This is a genomic window from Streptomyces sp. NPDC026538 (assembly GCF_055567535.1).
Genome location: NZ_JBVHQG010000002.1, coordinates 1,371,357 through 1,388,611, shown reverse-complemented (window position 1 = coordinate 1,388,611; position 17,255 = coordinate 1,371,357). Strand labels below are relative to the sequence as shown.

12 protein-coding genes are annotated in these 17,255 nt (G+C 72.1%); 9 read left to right on the top strand and 3 right to left on the bottom strand.

Annotated features, from left to right (window positions below; translation table 11 throughout):
* The first annotated feature begins 147 nt into the window (after positions 1 to 147).
* The 8 genes from ACZ4N4_RS13090 (at position 148) to ACZ4N4_RS13055 (ending at position 9,009) form a co-directional block, all read left to right on the top strand.
* Entirely contained in the window at positions 148 to 828 is a 681-nt protein-coding gene (locus tag ACZ4N4_RS13090) for a response regulator (RefSeq protein WP_453565617.1), read from the top strand.
* Between the two features lie 124 nt (positions 829 to 952).
* Positions 953 to 3,721, top strand: coding sequence for a DNA translocase FtsK (locus ACZ4N4_RS13085; RefSeq protein ID WP_467587614.1), 2,769 nt, complete (start codon positions 953 to 955; stop codon positions 3,719 to 3,721).
* Positions 3,722 to 3,997: 276 nt separating this feature from the next.
* Complete coding sequence (locus ACZ4N4_RS13080) at positions 3,998 to 4,840, top strand: helix-turn-helix domain-containing protein (protein ID WP_453565621.1); 843 nt, start codon at positions 3,998 to 4,000, stop codon at positions 4,838 to 4,840.
* 92 nt (positions 4,841 to 4,932) lie between these two features.
* Positions 4,933 to 6,405, top strand: coding sequence for a 30S ribosomal protein S12 methylthiotransferase RimO (rimO, locus tag ACZ4N4_RS13075; RefSeq protein ID WP_453565623.1), 1,473 nt, complete (start codon positions 4,933 to 4,935; stop codon positions 6,403 to 6,405).
* Positions 6,402 to 7,307, top strand: a complete 906-nt coding sequence (pgsA, locus tag ACZ4N4_RS13070) for a CDP-diacylglycerol--glycerol-3-phosphate 3-phosphatidyltransferase (protein ID WP_467587611.1) — start codon at positions 6,402 to 6,404, stop codon at positions 7,305 to 7,307. Before rimO ends, pgsA begins: the two co-directional genes overlap by 4 nt.
* On the top strand, positions 7,304 to 7,849 hold the full coding sequence (locus ACZ4N4_RS13065) for a CinA family protein (RefSeq protein WP_450767159.1): 546 nt from the start codon (positions 7,304 to 7,306) through the stop codon (positions 7,847 to 7,849). The genes pgsA and ACZ4N4_RS13065 overlap by 4 nt, the downstream gene beginning before the upstream one ends.
* A gap of 109 nt (positions 7,850 to 7,958) precedes the next feature.
* Positions 7,959 to 8,333 carry a helix-turn-helix domain-containing protein gene (locus ACZ4N4_RS13060; protein WP_132894382.1) on the top strand — a complete coding sequence of 125 codons (375 nt, stop codon included), beginning with the start codon at positions 7,959 to 7,961 and terminating at the stop codon, positions 8,331 to 8,333.
* A gap of 205 nt (positions 8,334 to 8,538) precedes the next feature.
* Complete coding sequence (locus tag ACZ4N4_RS13055; RefSeq protein ID WP_453565629.1) at positions 8,539 to 9,009, top strand: Dps family protein; 471 nt, start codon at positions 8,539 to 8,541, stop codon at positions 9,007 to 9,009.
* A 327-nt stretch (positions 9,010 to 9,336) separates the two neighbouring features.
* On the opposite strand, the gene ACZ4N4_RS13050 is transcribed toward ACZ4N4_RS13055, so the two are convergent.
* The 3 genes from ACZ4N4_RS13050 to ACZ4N4_RS13040 all read right to left on the bottom strand — a co-directional run bounded on the left by ACZ4N4_RS13050 (position 9,337) and on the right by ACZ4N4_RS13040 (position 16,059).
* The gene (locus ACZ4N4_RS13050) at positions 9,337 to 10,101 is read right to left on the bottom strand and encodes an SDR family NAD(P)-dependent oxidoreductase (RefSeq protein WP_453565631.1); all 765 of its coding nucleotides are present in this window, start codon (positions 10,099 to 10,101) and stop codon (positions 9,337 to 9,339) included.
* Positions 10,102 to 10,133: 32 nt separating this feature from the next.
* Complete coding sequence (locus ACZ4N4_RS13045) at positions 10,134 to 10,976, bottom strand: Fpg/Nei family DNA glycosylase (RefSeq protein ID WP_453565633.1); 843 nt, start codon at positions 10,974 to 10,976, stop codon at positions 10,134 to 10,136.
* 94 nt (positions 10,977 to 11,070) lie between these two features.
* Positions 11,071 to 16,059: an ATP-dependent helicase gene (locus tag ACZ4N4_RS13040; RefSeq protein WP_467587606.1), complete on the bottom strand. Its 4,989-nt coding sequence runs from the start codon at positions 16,057 to 16,059 to the stop codon at positions 11,071 to 11,073.
* A 177-nt stretch (positions 16,060 to 16,236) separates the two neighbouring features.
* On the opposite strand from ACZ4N4_RS13040, the gene ACZ4N4_RS13035 reads away from it, so the two are divergent.
* Positions 16,237 to 17,253, top strand: a complete 1,017-nt coding sequence (locus ACZ4N4_RS13035; protein WP_467587603.1) for an AraC family transcriptional regulator — start codon at positions 16,237 to 16,239, stop codon at positions 17,251 to 17,253.
* The last annotated feature ends 2 nt before the right edge of the window (positions 17,254 to 17,255 follow it).

Here is a 17,255-nt window from a genome sequence, read left to right as displayed (position 1 = left end):
TTCTGCTACGTGCACAGTGACATCGCGGTGACAGGGTGTGGCGACAGGCGGGGTGCGGCTACCATGACCGGCACAAGGACGGGCGGCGAAAGGGAGTCGTCCCCTGGGGCGGCGCCCGGTGCACATCCGGGGCGAGGAGGGCGGGCCATGGTGCAGAAGGCCAAGATCCTCCTGGTCGATGACCGGCCGGAGAATCTGCTGGCGCTGGAGGCCATCCTCTCTGCGCTCGATCAGACACTGGTGCGGGCATCGTCCGGGGAGGAAGCACTCAAGGCACTGCTCACGGACGACTTCGCGGTCATTCTGCTGGACGTCCAGATGCCGGGCATGGACGGTTTCGAAACCGCGGCGCACATCAAGCGGCGGGAGCGGACCCGGGACATCCCGATCATCTTCCTCACCGCCATCAACCACGGCCCGCACCACACCTTCCGGGGTTACGCGGCCGGCGCGGTGGACTACATCTCCAAGCCGTTCGACCCGTGGGTGCTGCGCGCCAAGGTCTCGGTGTTCGTCGAGCTGTACATGAAGAACTGCCAGCTCCGTGAGCAGGCGGCGCTGCTTCGCCTGCAGTTGGAGGGCGGCGGCAAGGGTACGGTCGCCGGCAAGGAGTCCGCGGGGCTGCTCGCCGAGCTCTCCGCGCGGCTGGCGGCCGTCGAGGAGCAGGCCGAGGCGCTGTCCAAGCAGCTGGACGACGAGTCCGCGGACGCGGCGGCGGTGGCCACGGCCGCCCATCTGGAGCGCAAACTCACCGGCCTGCGCCGGGCGCTGGACGCTCTCGAACCGGGTACCGGCGGCGGCGCTCCACCGCTTCCCTCGCAGAACTGACCACGGCGGCGGCCACAGTTGCCCATGAGAGTGCGTCAGTTCCGGGCCCCCACCAGGGCGACACGAACGGGTGAAGCAGTGGGCACACGTGTCCCCTGTCGCATCCCCCGGTAACCTCACACCCATGGCCTCACGTCCCTCGGCAGCCAAGAAGCAGCCCCCCAAGAAGGCCGCTCCCTCGAAGGCGCCGGCGAAAAGGGCCGCCGCGAAGAAAGCCCCGGCCAAGAAGGCGCCCGCCAAGAGGGCCGCCGCGAAGAAGGCCGCGCCGGCGCCCAGGCCGGCGCCCAGCCCGACCGGGGGCGTCTACCGCCTGGTGCGCGCCCTCTGGCTCGGCCTCGCGCACGCCGTCGGCGCCGTCTTCCGCGGCATAGGACAGGGAGCCAAGAACCTGGACCCGGCCCACCGCAAGGACGGCGTCGCGCTGCTCCTGCTGGGTATCGCCCTGATCGTCGCCGCCGGCACCTGGGCCGACCTGCGCGGCCCGGTCGGCGACCTGGTGGAGATCCTGGTCACCGGCGCCTTCGGCCGCCTCGACCTGCTGGTGCCGATACTGCTCGCGGTGATCGCCGTACGGTTCATGCGCCACCCCGAGCAGCCGGAGGCCAACGGCCGGATCGTGATCGGCCTGTCCGCGCTCGTCATCGGCGTGCTCGGCCAGGTCCACATCGCCTGCGGCTCGCCCGCGCGCAGCGACGGCATGCAGGGCATAAGGGACGCCGGCGGCCTCATCGGCTGGGCGGCGGCGACCCCCCTGACGTACACCATGACCGAGGTCCTCGCCGTACCGCTGCTGGCGCTGCTCACGGTCTTCGGGCTGCTCGTCGTCACCGCGACCCCGGTGAACGCCATCCCGCAGCGGCTGCGCGCGCTCGGCATCCGCCTCGGGCTGCTGCACGACCCCGAACCCGGCGAGTACGGCGAGTACGGCGAGCCCACCGACGACGAGCGCTACGACGAGCAGTGGCGCGAGGCGCTGCCCGCGCGCTCGCGCAGGCGCTCCGGCGCCCCCCAGGACTACGACCCGGACGTCGCCGAGCAGGAGGCCCTCGCCAAGCGCCGGGGCCGCCCGCGGCGCTCCGCCGTGCCGCAGCCCGAGATGGGCCGTCGGATGGACGCCGTGGACGTCGCCGCGGCGGCCGCCGCCGCGCTCGACGGGGCGGTCATGCACGGAATGCCGCCCTCTCCGCTCGTCGCCGACCTCACCCAGGGCGTCAGTGTCGGCGACCGCGAGGACACCACGCCCACCCCCGTGCCGGCCCCCAGCCCGAGTCCGAGCTCCAGCCCGACTCCGGTCCCGGCCGCGCGGCCCAAGCAGGAGAAACTCAAGGTCGAACCGGTCGTCGCCGACCTGACCAAACCGGCCCCCGAGAAGCCCCGCGACCTGCCGCCACGCGCCGAGCAGCTCCAGCTCTCCGGCGACATCACCTACTCGCTGCCCTCCCTGGACCTGCTCACCCGGGGCGGCCCGGGCAAGTCGCGCAGCGAGGCCAACGACAAGGTCGTCGCCTCGCTCTCCAACGTCTTCTCCGAGTTCAAGGTCGACGCGCGTGTCACCGGCTTCACCCGCGGCCCGACGGTCACCCGGTACGAGATCGAGCTCGGCCCCGCCGTCAAGGTCGAGCGGATCACCGCCCTCACCAAGAACATCGCGTACGCCGTCGCCAGCCCGGACGTGCGGATCATCAGCCCGATCCCCGGCAAGTCCGCGGTCGGCATCGAGATCCCCAACACCGACCGGGAGATGGTCAACCTCGGTGACGTGCTGCGGCTCGCCGAGTCCGCCGAGGACGACGACCCGATGCTGGTCGCCTTCGGCAAGGACGTCGAGGGCGGCTACGTCATGCACTCGCTGGCGAAGATGCCGCACATGCTCGTCGCCGGCGCCACCGGCTCCGGCAAGTCGTCCTGCATCAACTGCCTGATCACCTCGGTCATGATGCGGGCGACCCCGGAGGACGTCCGGATGGTCCTGGTCGACCCCAAGCGGGTCGAGCTGACCGCCTACGAGGGCATCCCACACCTGATCACGCCGATCATCACCAACCCGAAGCGGGCCGCCGAGGCGCTGCAGTGGGTCGTACGCGAGATGGACCTGCGCTACGACGACCTGGCGGCGTTCGGCTACCGGCACATCGACGACTTCAACCAGGCCATCCGTGACGGCAAGCTGAAGACGCCGGAGGGCAGCGAGCGGGAGCTCAAGACCTATCCGTATCTCCTGGTGATCGTCGACGAGCTCGCCGACCTGATGATGGTCGCGCCCCGGGACGTCGAGGACTCGATCGTGCGCATCACGCAGCTGGCGCGGGCGGCCGGCATCCACCTGGTGCTCGCCACCCAGCGCCCGTCGGTCGACGTGGTCACCGGCCTCATCAAGGCGAACGTGCCCTCCCGGCTCGCCTTCGCCACCTCCTCGCTCGCCGACAGCCGCGTCATCCTCGACCAGCCCGGCGCCGAGAAACTCATCGGCAAGGGCGATGGGCTCTTCCTGCCGATGGGGGCGAACAAGCCGACCCGTATGCAGGGCGCGTTCGTCACCGAAGAAGAGGTCGCGGTGATCGTCCAGCACTGCAAGGACCAGATGGCGCCGGTCTTCCGGGACGACGTCACCGTGGGCACCAAGCAGAAGAAGGAGATCGACGAGGACATCGGCGACGACCTCGACCTGCTGTGCCAGGCCGCCGAGCTGGTCGTCTCCACGCAGTTCGGCTCCACCTCCATGCTCCAGCGCAAGCTGCGGGTGGGCTTCGCCAAGGCGGGCCGGCTCATGGACCTCATGGAGTCGCGCGGGGTGGTCGGGCCCAGCGAAGGGTCCAAGGCGCGCGACGTTCTGGTGAAACCCGATGAGCTGGACGGAGTGCTTGCTGTGATCCGTGGGGAGTCTGAGGGGTAGGTCTGTTTAAGGGCTTCGGGCGCCTGTAGGCCGGGTGGAGGCATGTCGTGATCCACCCGTTAGAGACCGTCGGGCAACCGTTTCCCTTTGACGTACGTCAAGTTGAGCGAGAGGAAAGGTATGTACCCCACCCTGGGGCGCACGCCTGACCCGTCATCGGGATGCCGGGCCATACCGATGGCGTACAAAGTCCCACCGCCCGGTTGCCCCACCCTTTCGTACCCCCCATAGACTGAACTTCCAGCACAGGTGGCTACACGCTCGAAAGGCGCCCCCGTGTCCATCGGCAGCAACTCCCCTGAAGACGAGCGTCCGTTCCCAGACGTGTCCGAGGAAAACCGCCCCTCCGTAGGCCGAGCCCTCAAGCAGGCCCGCATCGCCGCCGGGCTGACCGTCGACGAGATCAGCGGGAGCACCCGGGTCCGCATCGCCATCGTGCACGCCATCGAGGCCGACGACTTCGCCCCCTGCGGCGGCGACGTCTACGCCCGCGGGCACATCAGGACCCTCGCCAAGGCCGTCGGCCTCGACCCCGAACCGCTGCTGGCGCAGTTCGCGGCCGAACACGGTGGTGGGCGGCCCGCGCCGACGCCCGCCGCCCCGCTGTTCGAGGCGGAACGTATCCGCCCCGAGCGCCGAGGACCCAACTGGACGGCGGCCATGGTCGCCGCGATCGTCGTCGTGATCGGATTCGTCGGCTTCACCGCCTTCAAGGGCGGCGGCGGTGACGACGCCAAGCAGTCGGTCGCCGAGGGAGCCACCCCGACGACCAGCAAACCGGCCTCGCCGACCCCGAAGGAAAGCAAGCCCGGCAAGACCCCGGAGCCCTCCGACAGCGCGATCGCCGCCGCACCCCAGGACAAGGTCACCGTCCAGGTCAGCGCGGTGGACGGACGCAGCTGGATCTCGGCCAAGGACCACAACGGCCGGATGCTGTTCGACGGGCTTTTGAAGAAGGGCGAGTCCAAGACCTTCCAGGACAGTTCCAAGATCAACCTGATCCTCGGTGACGCCGGGGCCATCCAGCTCTACGTCAACGGCAAGAAGATCGAGGACCAGTTCCGGCCCGGAGCCGTGGAGCGCCTGACCTACACCAAGGGCGACCCGGAAGTCGGATAATCGTTCGGATCGAGCACGTACCCAAGGGGTTGGCCATGATCGGCCAGCCCCTTCGACGTGGGCTGTCGGTGGGACGAAGTAGTCTTGAGCCCATGCCTGAACGCCGTACCGTCGCACTAGTCACTCTCGGCTGCGCCCGTAACGAGGTGGACTCGGAGGAGCTCGCAGGCCGTTTGGAGGCGGACGGCTGGCAGCTCGTCGAGGACGCCGAGAACGCGGATGTCGCCGTGGTCAACACCTGTGGATTCGTCGAGGCCGCCAAGAAGGACTCCGTCGACGCCCTCCTCGAGGCCAACGATCTCAAGGGGCACGGCAGAACCCAGGCCGTCGTGGCGGTGGGCTGCATGGCCGAGCGGTACGGCAAGGAACTCGCCGAGGCGCTGCCCGAGGCGGACGGCGTGCTCGGCTTCGACGACTACGCCGACATCTCCGACCGCCTCCAGACCATCCTCAACGGCGGCATCCACGCCTCGCACACCCCGCGTGACCGGCGCAAGCTGCTTCCCATCAGCCCGGCCGAGCGGCAGGACTCGGCCGCCTCGGTGGCACTGCCCGGGCACGGCCCGTCCGACCTCCCGGAGGGCCTTGCGCCCGCCTCCGGCCCGCGCGCACCCCTGCGCCGCCGGCTGGACGGCGCCCCGGTCGCCTCGGTCAAGCTCGCCTCCGGCTGCGACCGGCGCTGCTCCTTCTGCGCCATCCCCTCCTTCCGCGGCTCCTTCATCTCACGCCGCCCCAGCGACGTGCTGAACGAGACCCGCTGGCTGGCCGAGCAGGGTGTGAAGGAGGTCATGCTGGTCTCCGAGAACAACACCTCCTACGGCAAGGACCTCGGCGACATCCGCCTTCTCGAGTCCCTGCTGCCGGAGCTGGCCGAGGTCGACGGCATCGAGCGGGTGCGCGTCAGCTACCTCCAGCCGGCCGAGATGCGCCCCGGCCTGATCGACGTCCTCACCTCCACTCCGAACGTCGTCCCGTACTTCGACCTGTCCTTCCAGCACTCCGCCCCCGGCGTGCTGCGGGCCATGCGCCGCTTCGGCGACACCGACCGCTTCCTGGAACTGCTCGACACCATCAGGTCCAAGGCACCGCAGGCCGGCGTCCGCTCCAACTTCATCGTCGGCTTCCCCGGCGAGTCCGCGTCCGACCTGGCCGAGCTGGAGCGTTTCCTGAACGGCGCGCGGCTCGACGCGATCGGCGTCTTCGGGTACTCCGACGAGGAGGGCACCGAGGCCGCCACGTACGAGAACAAGCTGGACGAGGACCTTGTCGCCGAGCGGCTCGCGCGGGTCTCCCGGCTCGCCGAGGAACTCGTCTCGCAGCGGGCCGAGGAGCGCGTCGGCGAGACCGTGCACGTCCTCGTGGAATCCGTCGACGACGAGGACGGCGTCTTTGGCCGGGCGGCCCACCAGGCGCCGGAGACGGACGGGCAGGTGCTGCTCACGAGCGGCGCAGGACTGCGCGTCGGCCGTATCGTCGAGGCGAAGGTGGTCGGTACCGAGGGTGTCGACCTGGTTGCCGAGCCGCTGCAGGGCTCGCCCGCGTGGAGTGAGGAGGCCGGCAGATGACCGGAGTCCCGGCGTCCGCCGCGGGCGGCTCCTCCGGCGCACAGGGCGCCGTCCCGGGCTCCGCCGCCACCTCCGGTGCCGCTCCGGATCTCTCCGCTCCTGATCTCTCCGGTCCGCAGAACGCCGGTGTCGAGAATGCCGGTCCGCGGAACGCCGGTGTCGGGGGCGCCGGTGTCGAGAACGTCGGTGACACGGGTTCCTCGGGCGCCGAGCACGTTGGTGCCCCGAGCGTCGGCGTCGAGGGGTCCGATTCCGGTTCCCGTGACGGCGAGCGGCCCGTGCGGGGCGGGAAGATCGCCGCCGCCGCCGTCAACCAGGCCAGCCTGTGGAACGTCGCCAATCTGCTGACCATGCTCCGGCTGGTCCTGGTCCCCGGCTTCGTCGCCCTGATGCTGGCCGGCGGCGGATACGACCCGGCCTGGCGCTCGCTAGCCTGGGCCGCCTTCGCCATCGCCATGATCACCGACCTGTTCGACGGCCATCTGGCGCGCACCTACGACCTGGTCACCGACTTCGGGAAGATCGCCGACCCCATCGCCGACAAGGCGATCATGGGGGCGGCGCTGATCTGTCTCTCCTCGCTCGGCGATCTGCCCTGGTGGGTGACGGTCGTAATCCTCGGCCGGGAACTCGGGATCACCCTGCTGCGTTTCCTGGTCATCCGCTACGGCGTGATCCCGGCCAGCCGCGGCGGCAAGCTCAAGACCCTCACCCAGGGCGTGGCCGTGGGGATGTACGTGCTGGCACTGACGGGGTGGCTGGCAACGCTGAGGTTCTGGGTGATGGCCGCGGCCGTCGTGCTGACGGTCCTGACGGGCCTCGACTATGTGAGACAGGCCATTGTGCTGCGGCGGCAGGGAATCGCCGAGCGCGCAGCGGCGTTGGAGGAGACGGAAGCGTGAATTCCACGGCCGCCGAACTGGTGCGACTACTGACGGTGAGGGGCCAGACCCTGGCTGTCGCCGAGTCGCTGACCGGCGGCCTGGTAGCGGCGGAGATCACCACGGTCCCTGGGGCGTCCAAGGCGTTCCGGGGTTCGGTCACCGCCTACGCCACCGAGCTCAAGCACGACGTGCTGGGTGTGGACGCCACTCTGCTGGCCCAGCAGGGCGCGGTGGATCCGCAGGTCGCGGCCCAGATGGCGGCCGGAGTGCGACAGGCGCTGGGCGCCGACTGGGGCCTTGCGACCACCGGGGTCGCCGGCCCCGAACCGCAGGACGGCCGTCCGGTCGGCACGGTTTTCGTCGCCGTCGACGGCCCCTTCGCAGCAGGTTCCGGTTCTGCCGCTGGCGGAAAAGTGGAGGCCCTGCGGTTGAACGGCGACCGTGCGGAAATTCGTAGAGAGAGTGTACGGAGCGTGCTCGCACTGCTTCTGAGGGAGCTTGCGAGCGAACAGACCGGGAATGAGCGGACACAGGATACGGAACAGAACGGGGGGTTTTGATGTTTGCAGCCCTGAGTGAACACGACATCGCTCCCCGCACGGCCGCGGCGCAAGGCGGTACGGTGGGGCGTGAAGGATGCGGCTACGCGGTCCGAGGAGGGAGCCACCGATGATTCTGCTCCGTCGCCTGCTGGGTGACGTGCTGCGTCGGCAGCGCCAGCGCCAGGGCCGTACTCTGCGCGAAGTCTCCTCGTCCGCCCGAGTCTCACTCGGCTATCTCTCCGAGGTGGAGCGGGGGCAGAAGGAGGCTTCCTCCGAGCTGCTCTCCGCCATCTGCGACGCGCTGGACGTACGGATGTCCGAGCTCATGCGAGAAGTGAGCGACGAACTCGCCCTCGCCGAGCTGGCCCAGTCCGCTCAGGCCACCGAGTCCGTGCCCACGCCGGTTCGCCCGATGCTGGGTACCGTGTCGGTGACCGGTGTGCCACCGGAACGGGTCACCATCAAGGCGCCCGCCGAGGCAGTGGACGTGGTCGCCGCGTGACGCCTGCGCGGGCGTAACCCGACGCGGCGCCGACCCGGCGTCGAAGAAGTGTACGTGGCCCCGGCCGGGGCCTCTCCAGGCAGGCCTGGGGAGGCGTGGCCGGGGCCTTCGTATGCCCGGGGACGGTGTGCGTCCATTTGCCGGTGTCCGGTGGTGCGGTCATGGTGGGAGGGACCGACAGGGGGCGCAACGACCGGAGAGACGCATGTACGTCGTGAAGAGCCCGCTGTCCGACGCGGATCTGAAGACCGTCGCCGAGGCGCTCCAAGGCGCCCTCGTCGATCTCGTGGACCTGGCGCTGATCGCCAAGCAGATCCACTGGAACGTGGTCGGCCCCCGCTTCCGGACCGTCCACCTCCAGCTCGACGAGGTCGTCGCCACGGCCCGGACGCACTCCGACACGGTCGCCGAGCGGGCTTCGGCGCTGGGCGTCTCGCCGGACGGACGTGCGGTCACGGTGGCCGCCGGCAGCGGCATCGCCACGGCCCCCGGGGGCTGGGTCAAGGACTCGGACGCCGTGGGTGCCCTGGTGGACGCGCTGGGCGCGGTGATCACCCGGATGCGGCAGCGGGTCATGGCCACCGCGGAGCCGGATCCGGTCTCCCAGGACATCTTCATCGGGATCACGGCGGATCTGGAGAAACATCACTGGATGTTCCAGGCGGAGAACGCGTAGCTGTGGCCGGCCTCGGCCGACGGCCGTTGCATCGGTGAGCCCTCGGTGCGCCTCCCCGGTGGACCGGGCGGCGTTCTAGCGTCCGGCTGGAGGTGGCGGCCATGGTGGGACGGATAGTGCGCTGGGGGGTTGCCCTGGGATTCGCGGCGTTGTGGTGGTGGGCCGTGCTGCGGATCACCTTCGCCGACGGCGCCGGAGCCCTGGAGGGGACCGTGGCCGCCGGCGGATGGGGACTGAGCCTGCTGCCGGTGAACTGCGTGCCGAGGAACCGGGCGGCGGGAGCCATGGGCCCCGGGCGGTGGCGGGCCGCGTGGCGGACGCAGAGCGCTACCAGGGCATCGCGACCCCTCCGTTCGGGCGCAGGATCTGGCCCGTAGTGAACGAGGAGGCGTCGGATGCCAGATAGAGCACGGCATGGGCGACGTCCGCCGCCTCGCCGACCCGGCCCAGGGGCGACAGCCGGGCCATCCACGCCTCCGTCTGCCGCTGCTCCTCGCCGTCGTCGCGCTCGGTCATGGGGGTGCGGGTCCAGCCCGGGGCGACCGCGTTGACGCGGATGCCCTGCCGTCCGACCTCGTTCGCGAGCGTCCTGGTCAGCTGGACCACGGCCGCCTTGGCGGCGCCGTAGCAGAGCAGGCCGGGGCCCCCGGTGTCGATCGCACCGGAGGCCATGGTGATGATGCTGCCCCCGGTCCGCCGGTCGAGCATCAACCGCGCCGCCTCCTGGCAGGAGTGCAGGACGCCCTTGAAGTTGACGTCCAGCACCCGGTCGAGGTCCTCGTCCGTGGTCTCCAGCACCGTGCTGCGGTGCATGATCCCGGCGATCGCCGCCATGACGTCCAGCCGCTCGCAGGACCGGACGGCCTGTTCGAGCTGCGTCCGGTCGGTGACGTCGACGGTGTGGGTGTGGGCGGTGCCGCCGCCGTCCTTGATCAGCGTGGCCGTCTCGTGCAGACCCTCCGCGTTCCGGTCGGCACAGTGCACGGTCGCACCCGCCTCGGCGAGCAGCACGGCGGAGGCCCGGCCGATACCGCCGGCAGCCCCGGTGACGAATGCGGTGCGTCCGGTGAGGTCGTACGCCTTGAGGGACATGAAGGGACGGTACGAGCGTTTCTGACGGGTCGTCAATTGGTTGGGCGGGGGCGGCTTCTCGAGGTGCGGTGGGCGCCCGGGGCGGGAGCGGGACCGGTCTGGCACGCGGGGCACCAGTAGGTGGGGCGCTCGCGGGAGCCGTCGCCCTGGTCGGCCACCCGGATCGGGGTGTGGCAGCGCAGACAGGGGCGGGGCGCACGGCCGTAGACGAACAGGTCCTGGTCGCGCAGGCCCGTGGTACGGCGGACCGGGCGCTCGCGGTTGGCCTCCAGCAGCCGCTTGGCGAGGTCGGGGAGTTTCGCGGCGCGGTCGGCGGGGAGCGCGCCGACCGGGAGCCAGGGAGTCGCGCCGATCAGGAAGCAGAGCTCGCTCTTGTAGACGTTGCCGATGCCGGCGAGGTTGCGCTGGTCGAGCAGGGCCTCGCCGAGCTGGCGGGCCGGGTCGGCGAGCAGGTTGGCGAGGGCGCGGTCGGGGTTCCAGTCGGGGCCCAGCAGGTCGGGACCGAGGTGGCCGACCGCGCGTTCCTCCTCGCCGGTGCGCAGGAACTCCAGGACCTGGAGGCGGTAGCCGACGGCCGTGCGGTCGGCGGCGCCGAGGATGGCCCTGATCTGGTGGGCGGGACCGCCCTTCCAGCGTTCACCGCCCCCGTAGACCTTCCACGCGCCCTCCATCCGCAGATGCGTGTGCAGGGTCAGATCGCCCTCGAAGCGGGTGAGCAGATGCTTGCCGCGTGGGGTGGTGCCGAGGACGGTACGGCCGGTGAGGTCGACGGTGGCGTACCTGGGCACCCGGAAGTCGCTGCGGGTCAGCACCTGACCGGCGAGCGCGTCGTGCAGGCGCCGCGCGGCCTGCCAGACCGTGTCACCTTCGGGCATGGGTCAAGGGTGACACGGGGGCGTGGAGGGTGGACCGGGAGCGGCGAGGGCGCAGGCGGCGCACCGGAGGCGCGGTGTTCATGTTCCTGCTGGTTCACGCCCGTAGGCGCAGGCCGCGCGGGGTCGCGATGAAGCCCGCTCCTTCCAGCAGGGTGCCCAGCGGCGAGGTCAGGGCCGTGGCGCCGTTGACGCGCTCCACCGTCACCGTGCCGAGGGTGCCGGCACGGGCGGCGGCCGCAAGGGCCTCGGCGGCCGTACGCAGGCGGGGGTCGTCGCCGGCGTCCGTATCCGGGGCGGAGGGCCAGGCCAGCAGGGTCTTGCCGCCGCGCTCCATGTACAGGGTCAGCTCGCCGTCCACCAGGACGACCAGTGAGCCCGCCTTGCGGCCCGGCTTGTGCCCGGCGCCGGTCGGCGGCTCGGGCCAGCCCAGAGCGGCGCCGTAGGCGTTGGCGGGGTCGGCGGCGGCGAGGACCACGGCTCTGGGGTCGGGGGCGGCGGGCGTACGGGTGTGGCGGTTGCCGTAGCTGTAGGGGTTCGCGGGGCTGCCGCCGCGGGGGCCGCCGTAGCCGGGGGCGGCGAAGGGGTCGGCGGGGGCGAGGTCCTTGGGGGAGACGTAGTCCCCGGGGACGGTGGGAGGCTCGGGGGGCCAGCTGAAGTCGTCGTCCAGGCTCTGGAAGTCGGCCTCGTCGATGGGGCCGAGGGGGGTCTCGATGCCGAAGCCGGCGGGGGTGCCAGGGCCGCCGGCTCCGAAGCCGGCGGGAGGGACCGGGCCGCCGTTCGCGAAGCCCGTGGGAGTGGCCAGGGCGTGGTTTCCGAAGGCGGTGCCCAGGGGCGCCTCCCCGCGCTCGCGTGCGTTGGACACCGCGCGCAGCCGGTCCACCGCGCCGTCCATCGCGAACTGGGCCGCGCCGAGCCCCTCGACGACGTAACCCCGGCGGGCCTGCCCGCTCTCCTCGAACGCCGAAAGGATGCGGTACACCGCCGAGAAGCCGCCCTCGACCCCCTCCGCCGCGACCGCTCCCCGAGTGACCACACCGTGCCGGTCGAGCAGGGTGCGGGCCAGGGCATGGGCGCGCACGGTGGTGTCCGGCTCGCGCTGCGGGAGCAGGGACCAGCGGCCGGCGACGGTCGGCGGGCCGGTACGGGAGGCGGTGCGGGCGGCGGCCGTCAGGGAGCCGTAGCGGCCACGTGGGACGGCGCGCTTGGCGCGATGGGCCGTGGCGCCCGCGGTACGGCCCGAGCCCAGCAGGGAGCGCATCGGGGCCAGCGTGTCGTTGGTGAGCCGGCCGTACCAGGCCAGGTCCCAGACGGCGTCGGCCAGTTGGGGGTCGGTGGCGTCGGGGTGGGTGGTGGCGCGGACCTGGTCGGCGATCTGACGGAAGAACAGGCCGTAGCCGCCGGAGAGAGTGTCCAGGACGGACTGGTGGAGGGCCGTCAGCTCCAGGGGGTGCGGCGGTGGCAGGAGCAGGGGGGCCGCGTCCGCCAGATACAGGCAGACCCAGCCGTCCTTGCCCGGCAACGCGCCCGCGCCGGCCCACACGATCTCTCCGGCGGCGGTGAGTTCGTCGAGCATCGAGGGCGTGTAGCCGGCCACCCGGGACGGCAGGACCAGCTTTTCCAGGGCCGACGCCGGTACCGAGGCGCCCTGCAACTGCTCGACGGCGCGCACCAGTCCGTCGATGCCGCGCAGCCCGTGCCCCTTGCCGATGTGCTGCCACTGCGGCAGGAACTGTGCGAGCGCGGCCGGTGCCACCGGCTCCAGTTCGTGCCGGAGCGCGGCCAGGGAGCGGCGGCGCAGCCTGCGCAGCACGGCCGCGTCGCACCACTCCTGGCCGATGCCTGCCGGATGGAACTCGCCCTGCACCACCCGGCCGCCCGCGGCCAGCCGCTGCAACGCGCCCTCCGTCACCGCCACTCCGAGCCCGAACCGGGCCGCCGCCGTGGCCGACGTGAACGGGCCGTGCGTGCGGGCGTACCGGGCGAGGAGGTCGCCGAGCGGGTCCTTCACCGGTTCGGTGAACGCCTCGGGGACACCGACCGGCAGGGCGGTGCCGAGGGCGTCGCGCAGCCGGCCCGCGTCCTCGATCGCCGCCCAGTGGTCGGTGCCGGAGATCCGGACCCTGATCGCCCGGCGGGCACCCGCCAGCTCCTTGGCCCAGTGCGGCTCGGCCCCCCGCTCGGCCAACTCGGCGTCCGTGAGCGGCCCGAGCAGCCGCAGCACGTCGGCGACGCCTTCCGGGTCCTTGATCCGGCGGTCCTCGGTCAGCCACTGGAGCTCGCGCTCCAGCTCCGTCAGCACGTCCGCGTCGAGCAGCTCGCGCAGCTCCGCCTGGCCCAGCAGCTCGGCCAGCAGCCGGGAGTCCAGGGAGAGTGCGGCCGCGCGGCGCTCGGCGAGCGGGGAGTCACCCTCGTACAGGAACTGGGCGACGTATCCGAAGAGGAGGGAACGGGCGAACGGGGACGGCTCCGGGGTGGTGACCTCGACCAGGCGCACCTTGCGGGATTCGAGGTCGCCCATCAGCTCGACGAGCCCGGGAACGTCGAAGACGTCCTGGAGGCACTCGCGGACCGCCTCCAGGACGATCGGGAAGGACCCGAACTCGCTGGCCACCTGGAGCAGTTGGGCGGCGCGCTGGCGCTGCTGCCACAGTGGGGTGCGCTTGCCCGGGCTGCGGCGGGGCAGCAACAGCGCGCGGGCCGCGCACTCGCGGAACCGGGAGGCGAACAGGGCCGAGCCGCCCACCTGGTCGGTGACGATCTGGTTGACCTCGCCCTTGTCGAAGGCGACGTCCGCCGCGCCGACGGGCGCCTGCTCGGCGTCGTATTCCGTGCCCGACTTCGTGGGGGCCCGGTCGAGCAGGTCCAGGCCCATCAGATCGGCGTCGGGCAGCCGCAGCACGATGCCGTCGTCGGCGTGCATGACCTGCGCGTCCATGCCGTACCGCTCGGACAGCCGGGCACCGAGGGCCAGTGCCCACGGGGCGTGCACCTGGGCGCCGAAGGGGGAGTGGACGACGACCCGCCAGTCGCCCAGTTCGTCGCGGAAGCGCTCCACGACGATCGTCCGGTCGTCGGGGACGTGGCCGCAGGCCTCGCGCTGTTCGTCCAGGTACGACAGCACGTTGTCCGCCGCCCAGGCGTCCAGGCCCGCCGCGAGCAGGCGCAGCCGGGCGTCGTCCTTGGAGAGCGAGCCGACCTCGCGCAGGAACGCGCCCACCGCGCGGCCCAGTTCCAGCGGGCGGCCCAGCTGGTCGCCCTTCCAGAAGGGCAGCCGGCCCGGCACCCCGGGGGCCGGGGAGACCAGGACGCGGTCCCGCGTGATGTCCTCGATGCGCCACGAACTGGTGCCCAGGGTGAAGACATCACCCACCCGGGACTCGTACACCATCTCCTCGTCCAGCTCGCCGACCCGGCCGCCGCCCTTCTTGGGGTCGGCTCCGGCCAGGAAGACCCCGAAGAGGCCGCGGTCGGGAATGGTGCCGCCGGAGGTGACGGCGAGCCGCTGGGCGCCGGGGCGGCCGGTGACCGTGCCCGCGACCCGGTCCCAGACCACGCGCGGGCGCAACTCCGCGAAGGCGTCGGACGGATAGCGGCCCGCGAGCATGTCCAGGACCGCGGTGAACGCCGACTCCGGGAGCGAGGCGAACGGAGCAGCCCGGCGGACCATGGCGAGCAGGTCGTCGAACTGCCAGGTGTCCAGCGCGGTCATCGCGACCAGCTGCTGTGCCAGCACGTCGAGGGGGTTGGCCGGCACCCTCAGGGACTCGATGGAGCCGGTGCGCATCCGCTCGGTGACCACGGCCGCCTGCACCAGGTCACCCCGGTACTTGGGGAAGACCACACCGGTGGAGACCGCGCCGACCTGGTGTCCCGCGCGGCCGACGCGCTGCAGGCCGGAGGCCACCGAGGGCGGCGACTCGACCTGGACGACCAGGTCCACCGCACCCATGTCGATGCCCAGTTCAAGGCTGGAAGTGGCCACCACGGCGGGCAGCCGGCCGGCCTTCAGGTCCTCCTCGACCAGGGCGCGCTGTTCCTTGGAGACCGAGCCGTGGTGCGCGCGGGCGAGGACCGGCGGGGCGCCCTGGGCCGCGCCCGAGCCGCCCATCAGCTCGGCGGGGGAGTGGTGCTCGTCCAGCGGCTCGCCGGTCATGCGCTCGTAGGCGATCTCGTTGAGCCGGTTGCACAGCCGCTCCGCCAGCCGGCGCGAGTTGGCGAAGACGATGGTCGAGCGGTGGGCCTGCACCAGGTCGGCGATCCGCTCCTCCACATGCGGCCAGATCGACGGCCGGTCCCCGCCCTCCTTGGCGTCGGTGGCCGGGGAGCCGCCCAGTTCGCCCATGTCCTCCACGGGTACGACCACGGAGAGGTCGAACTCCTTGCCGGAGGGTGGCTGGACGATCTCCACCTTGCGGCGCGGCGAGAGATAACGGGCCACCTCGTCGACCGGGCGGACGGTGGCCGACAGGCCGATGCGGCGGGCCGGCTTCGGCAGCAGCTCGTCCAGCCGCTCCAGGGAGAGCGCGAGATGCGCGCCGCGCTTGGTGCCCGCGACCGCGTGCACCTCGTCCAGGATCACCGTCTCGATGCCGGTCAGCGCGTCGCGCGTGGCCGACGTCAGCATCAGGAACAGAGACTCCGGGGTGGTGATCAGGATGTCCGGCGGGCGGGTGGACAGGGCGCGGCGCTCGGCGGGCGGGGTGTCACCGGAGCGGATGCCGACCCTGACCTCCGGCTCGGGCAGGCCGAGGCGCACGGACTCCTGGCGGATGCCGGTCAGCGGACTGCGCAGGTTCCGCTCGACGTCGACCGCGAGGGCCTTGAGCGGAGACACGTACAGCACCCGGCAGCGCTTCCTCGGGTCGGCCGGGGGCGGGGCCGAGGCCAGCTGGTCCAGGGCGGCGAGGAAGGCGGCCAGCGTCTTGCCGGAGCCGGTCGGGGCGACCACCAGCACGTCCGAGCCCGCTCCGATGGCCTGCCACGCGCCCGCCTGGGCCGCGGTGGGCGCGGAAAACGCCCCCGTGAACCAGCCGCGGGTCGCGGGGGAGAAGCCGTCGAGGGCCCGGTGTGCGGATTTTGCCATGCGTCCATCCTGCACCCGGCCACTGACAACCGGGTCTGACCTGCGGACATGCGGGAGGTGGGGAACGGGGAAGAGGAGTGCGGGGTGGCAACCGAGCCAGGCGGCCCGGCGCGAAGCGGGAGCCGGGGATGCGGGGTGCGGGCGGTCGGGTGGTGCGGGGCGGTCGACAATGGGCGTATGACGGGATCGGACGAGCGGGCGCGGCACTGGCGGTACGAGGCGCTGCCCGATGTCGATCTGCTGCGTGCCCGGTACGTCCGGAAGACGTTTGTCCGGCACACCCACGAGCACTTCGTGATCGCCGGGATCGCGGACGGGGTCGAGGTCTTCCGGCACCGGGGTTCCGACGTGACCGTCGGCGCCGGGGCGCTCGCGCTCGTCAACCCCGACACCGCGCACACCGGCCGGGCCGGGGTCCCCGAGGGCTGGCGATACGGGGCGGTCTACCCGTCCCCGGAACTGGTGGCAACGATCGCCGCGGAGACCACCGCGATCCGGGGCACCCCCGGCTTCGTCAGCCCGATGCTCGACGACCCGTACTCCGTCGCCCTGGTGCACCGGGTGCTGCGCGCCGCCGACGAGAGCAACGCGCTCGCCGCCGACACGCTGCTGCGGGTGGCGGTGACCCGGCTGCTGCGGTCGAACGGCGGTCCGCTGCCGCAGCGGCAGGTCCGCACCGCCGGCGCCCTGCTCGCCGCACGCGCGCGTGCCGTGCTGGAGGAGCGGATGGCCGAGCCGCCGACCCTGGAGCGGCTCGCCACCGACCTCGGCACCAGCCCCTTCGCGCTGCTGCGGGCGTTCCGCGACGCCTACGGCATGCCGCCGCACACCTGGCTGACCGACGCCCGGGTGCGCCGCGCCCGGCTGCTGCTGGACGCGGGCACGGCACCCGCCGAGGCGGCCGTCGCCGTGGGCTTCACCGACCAGCCGCACCTCAACCGGCACTTCGCCCGGATCGTCGGCGTCCCGCCGGGCGCCTACCAGCGTGAGCGCGGATCCGGAGTGGACTCGCGGGGGCGGGGTTCCGGAGTGGACTCGCGGGGGCGGGGTTCCGGAGTGGACTCGCGCGGGCGGGGTCCCGGACCGGACGAGTGCGGGCGGGGTGCCGGAGCGGACTCGCGGGGGCGGGGTTCCCGCGGTGCGCGCCCGAGCGGGCGCAAGAACGTACAAGACGCGCGGGCCGGCGGTACGTAGCG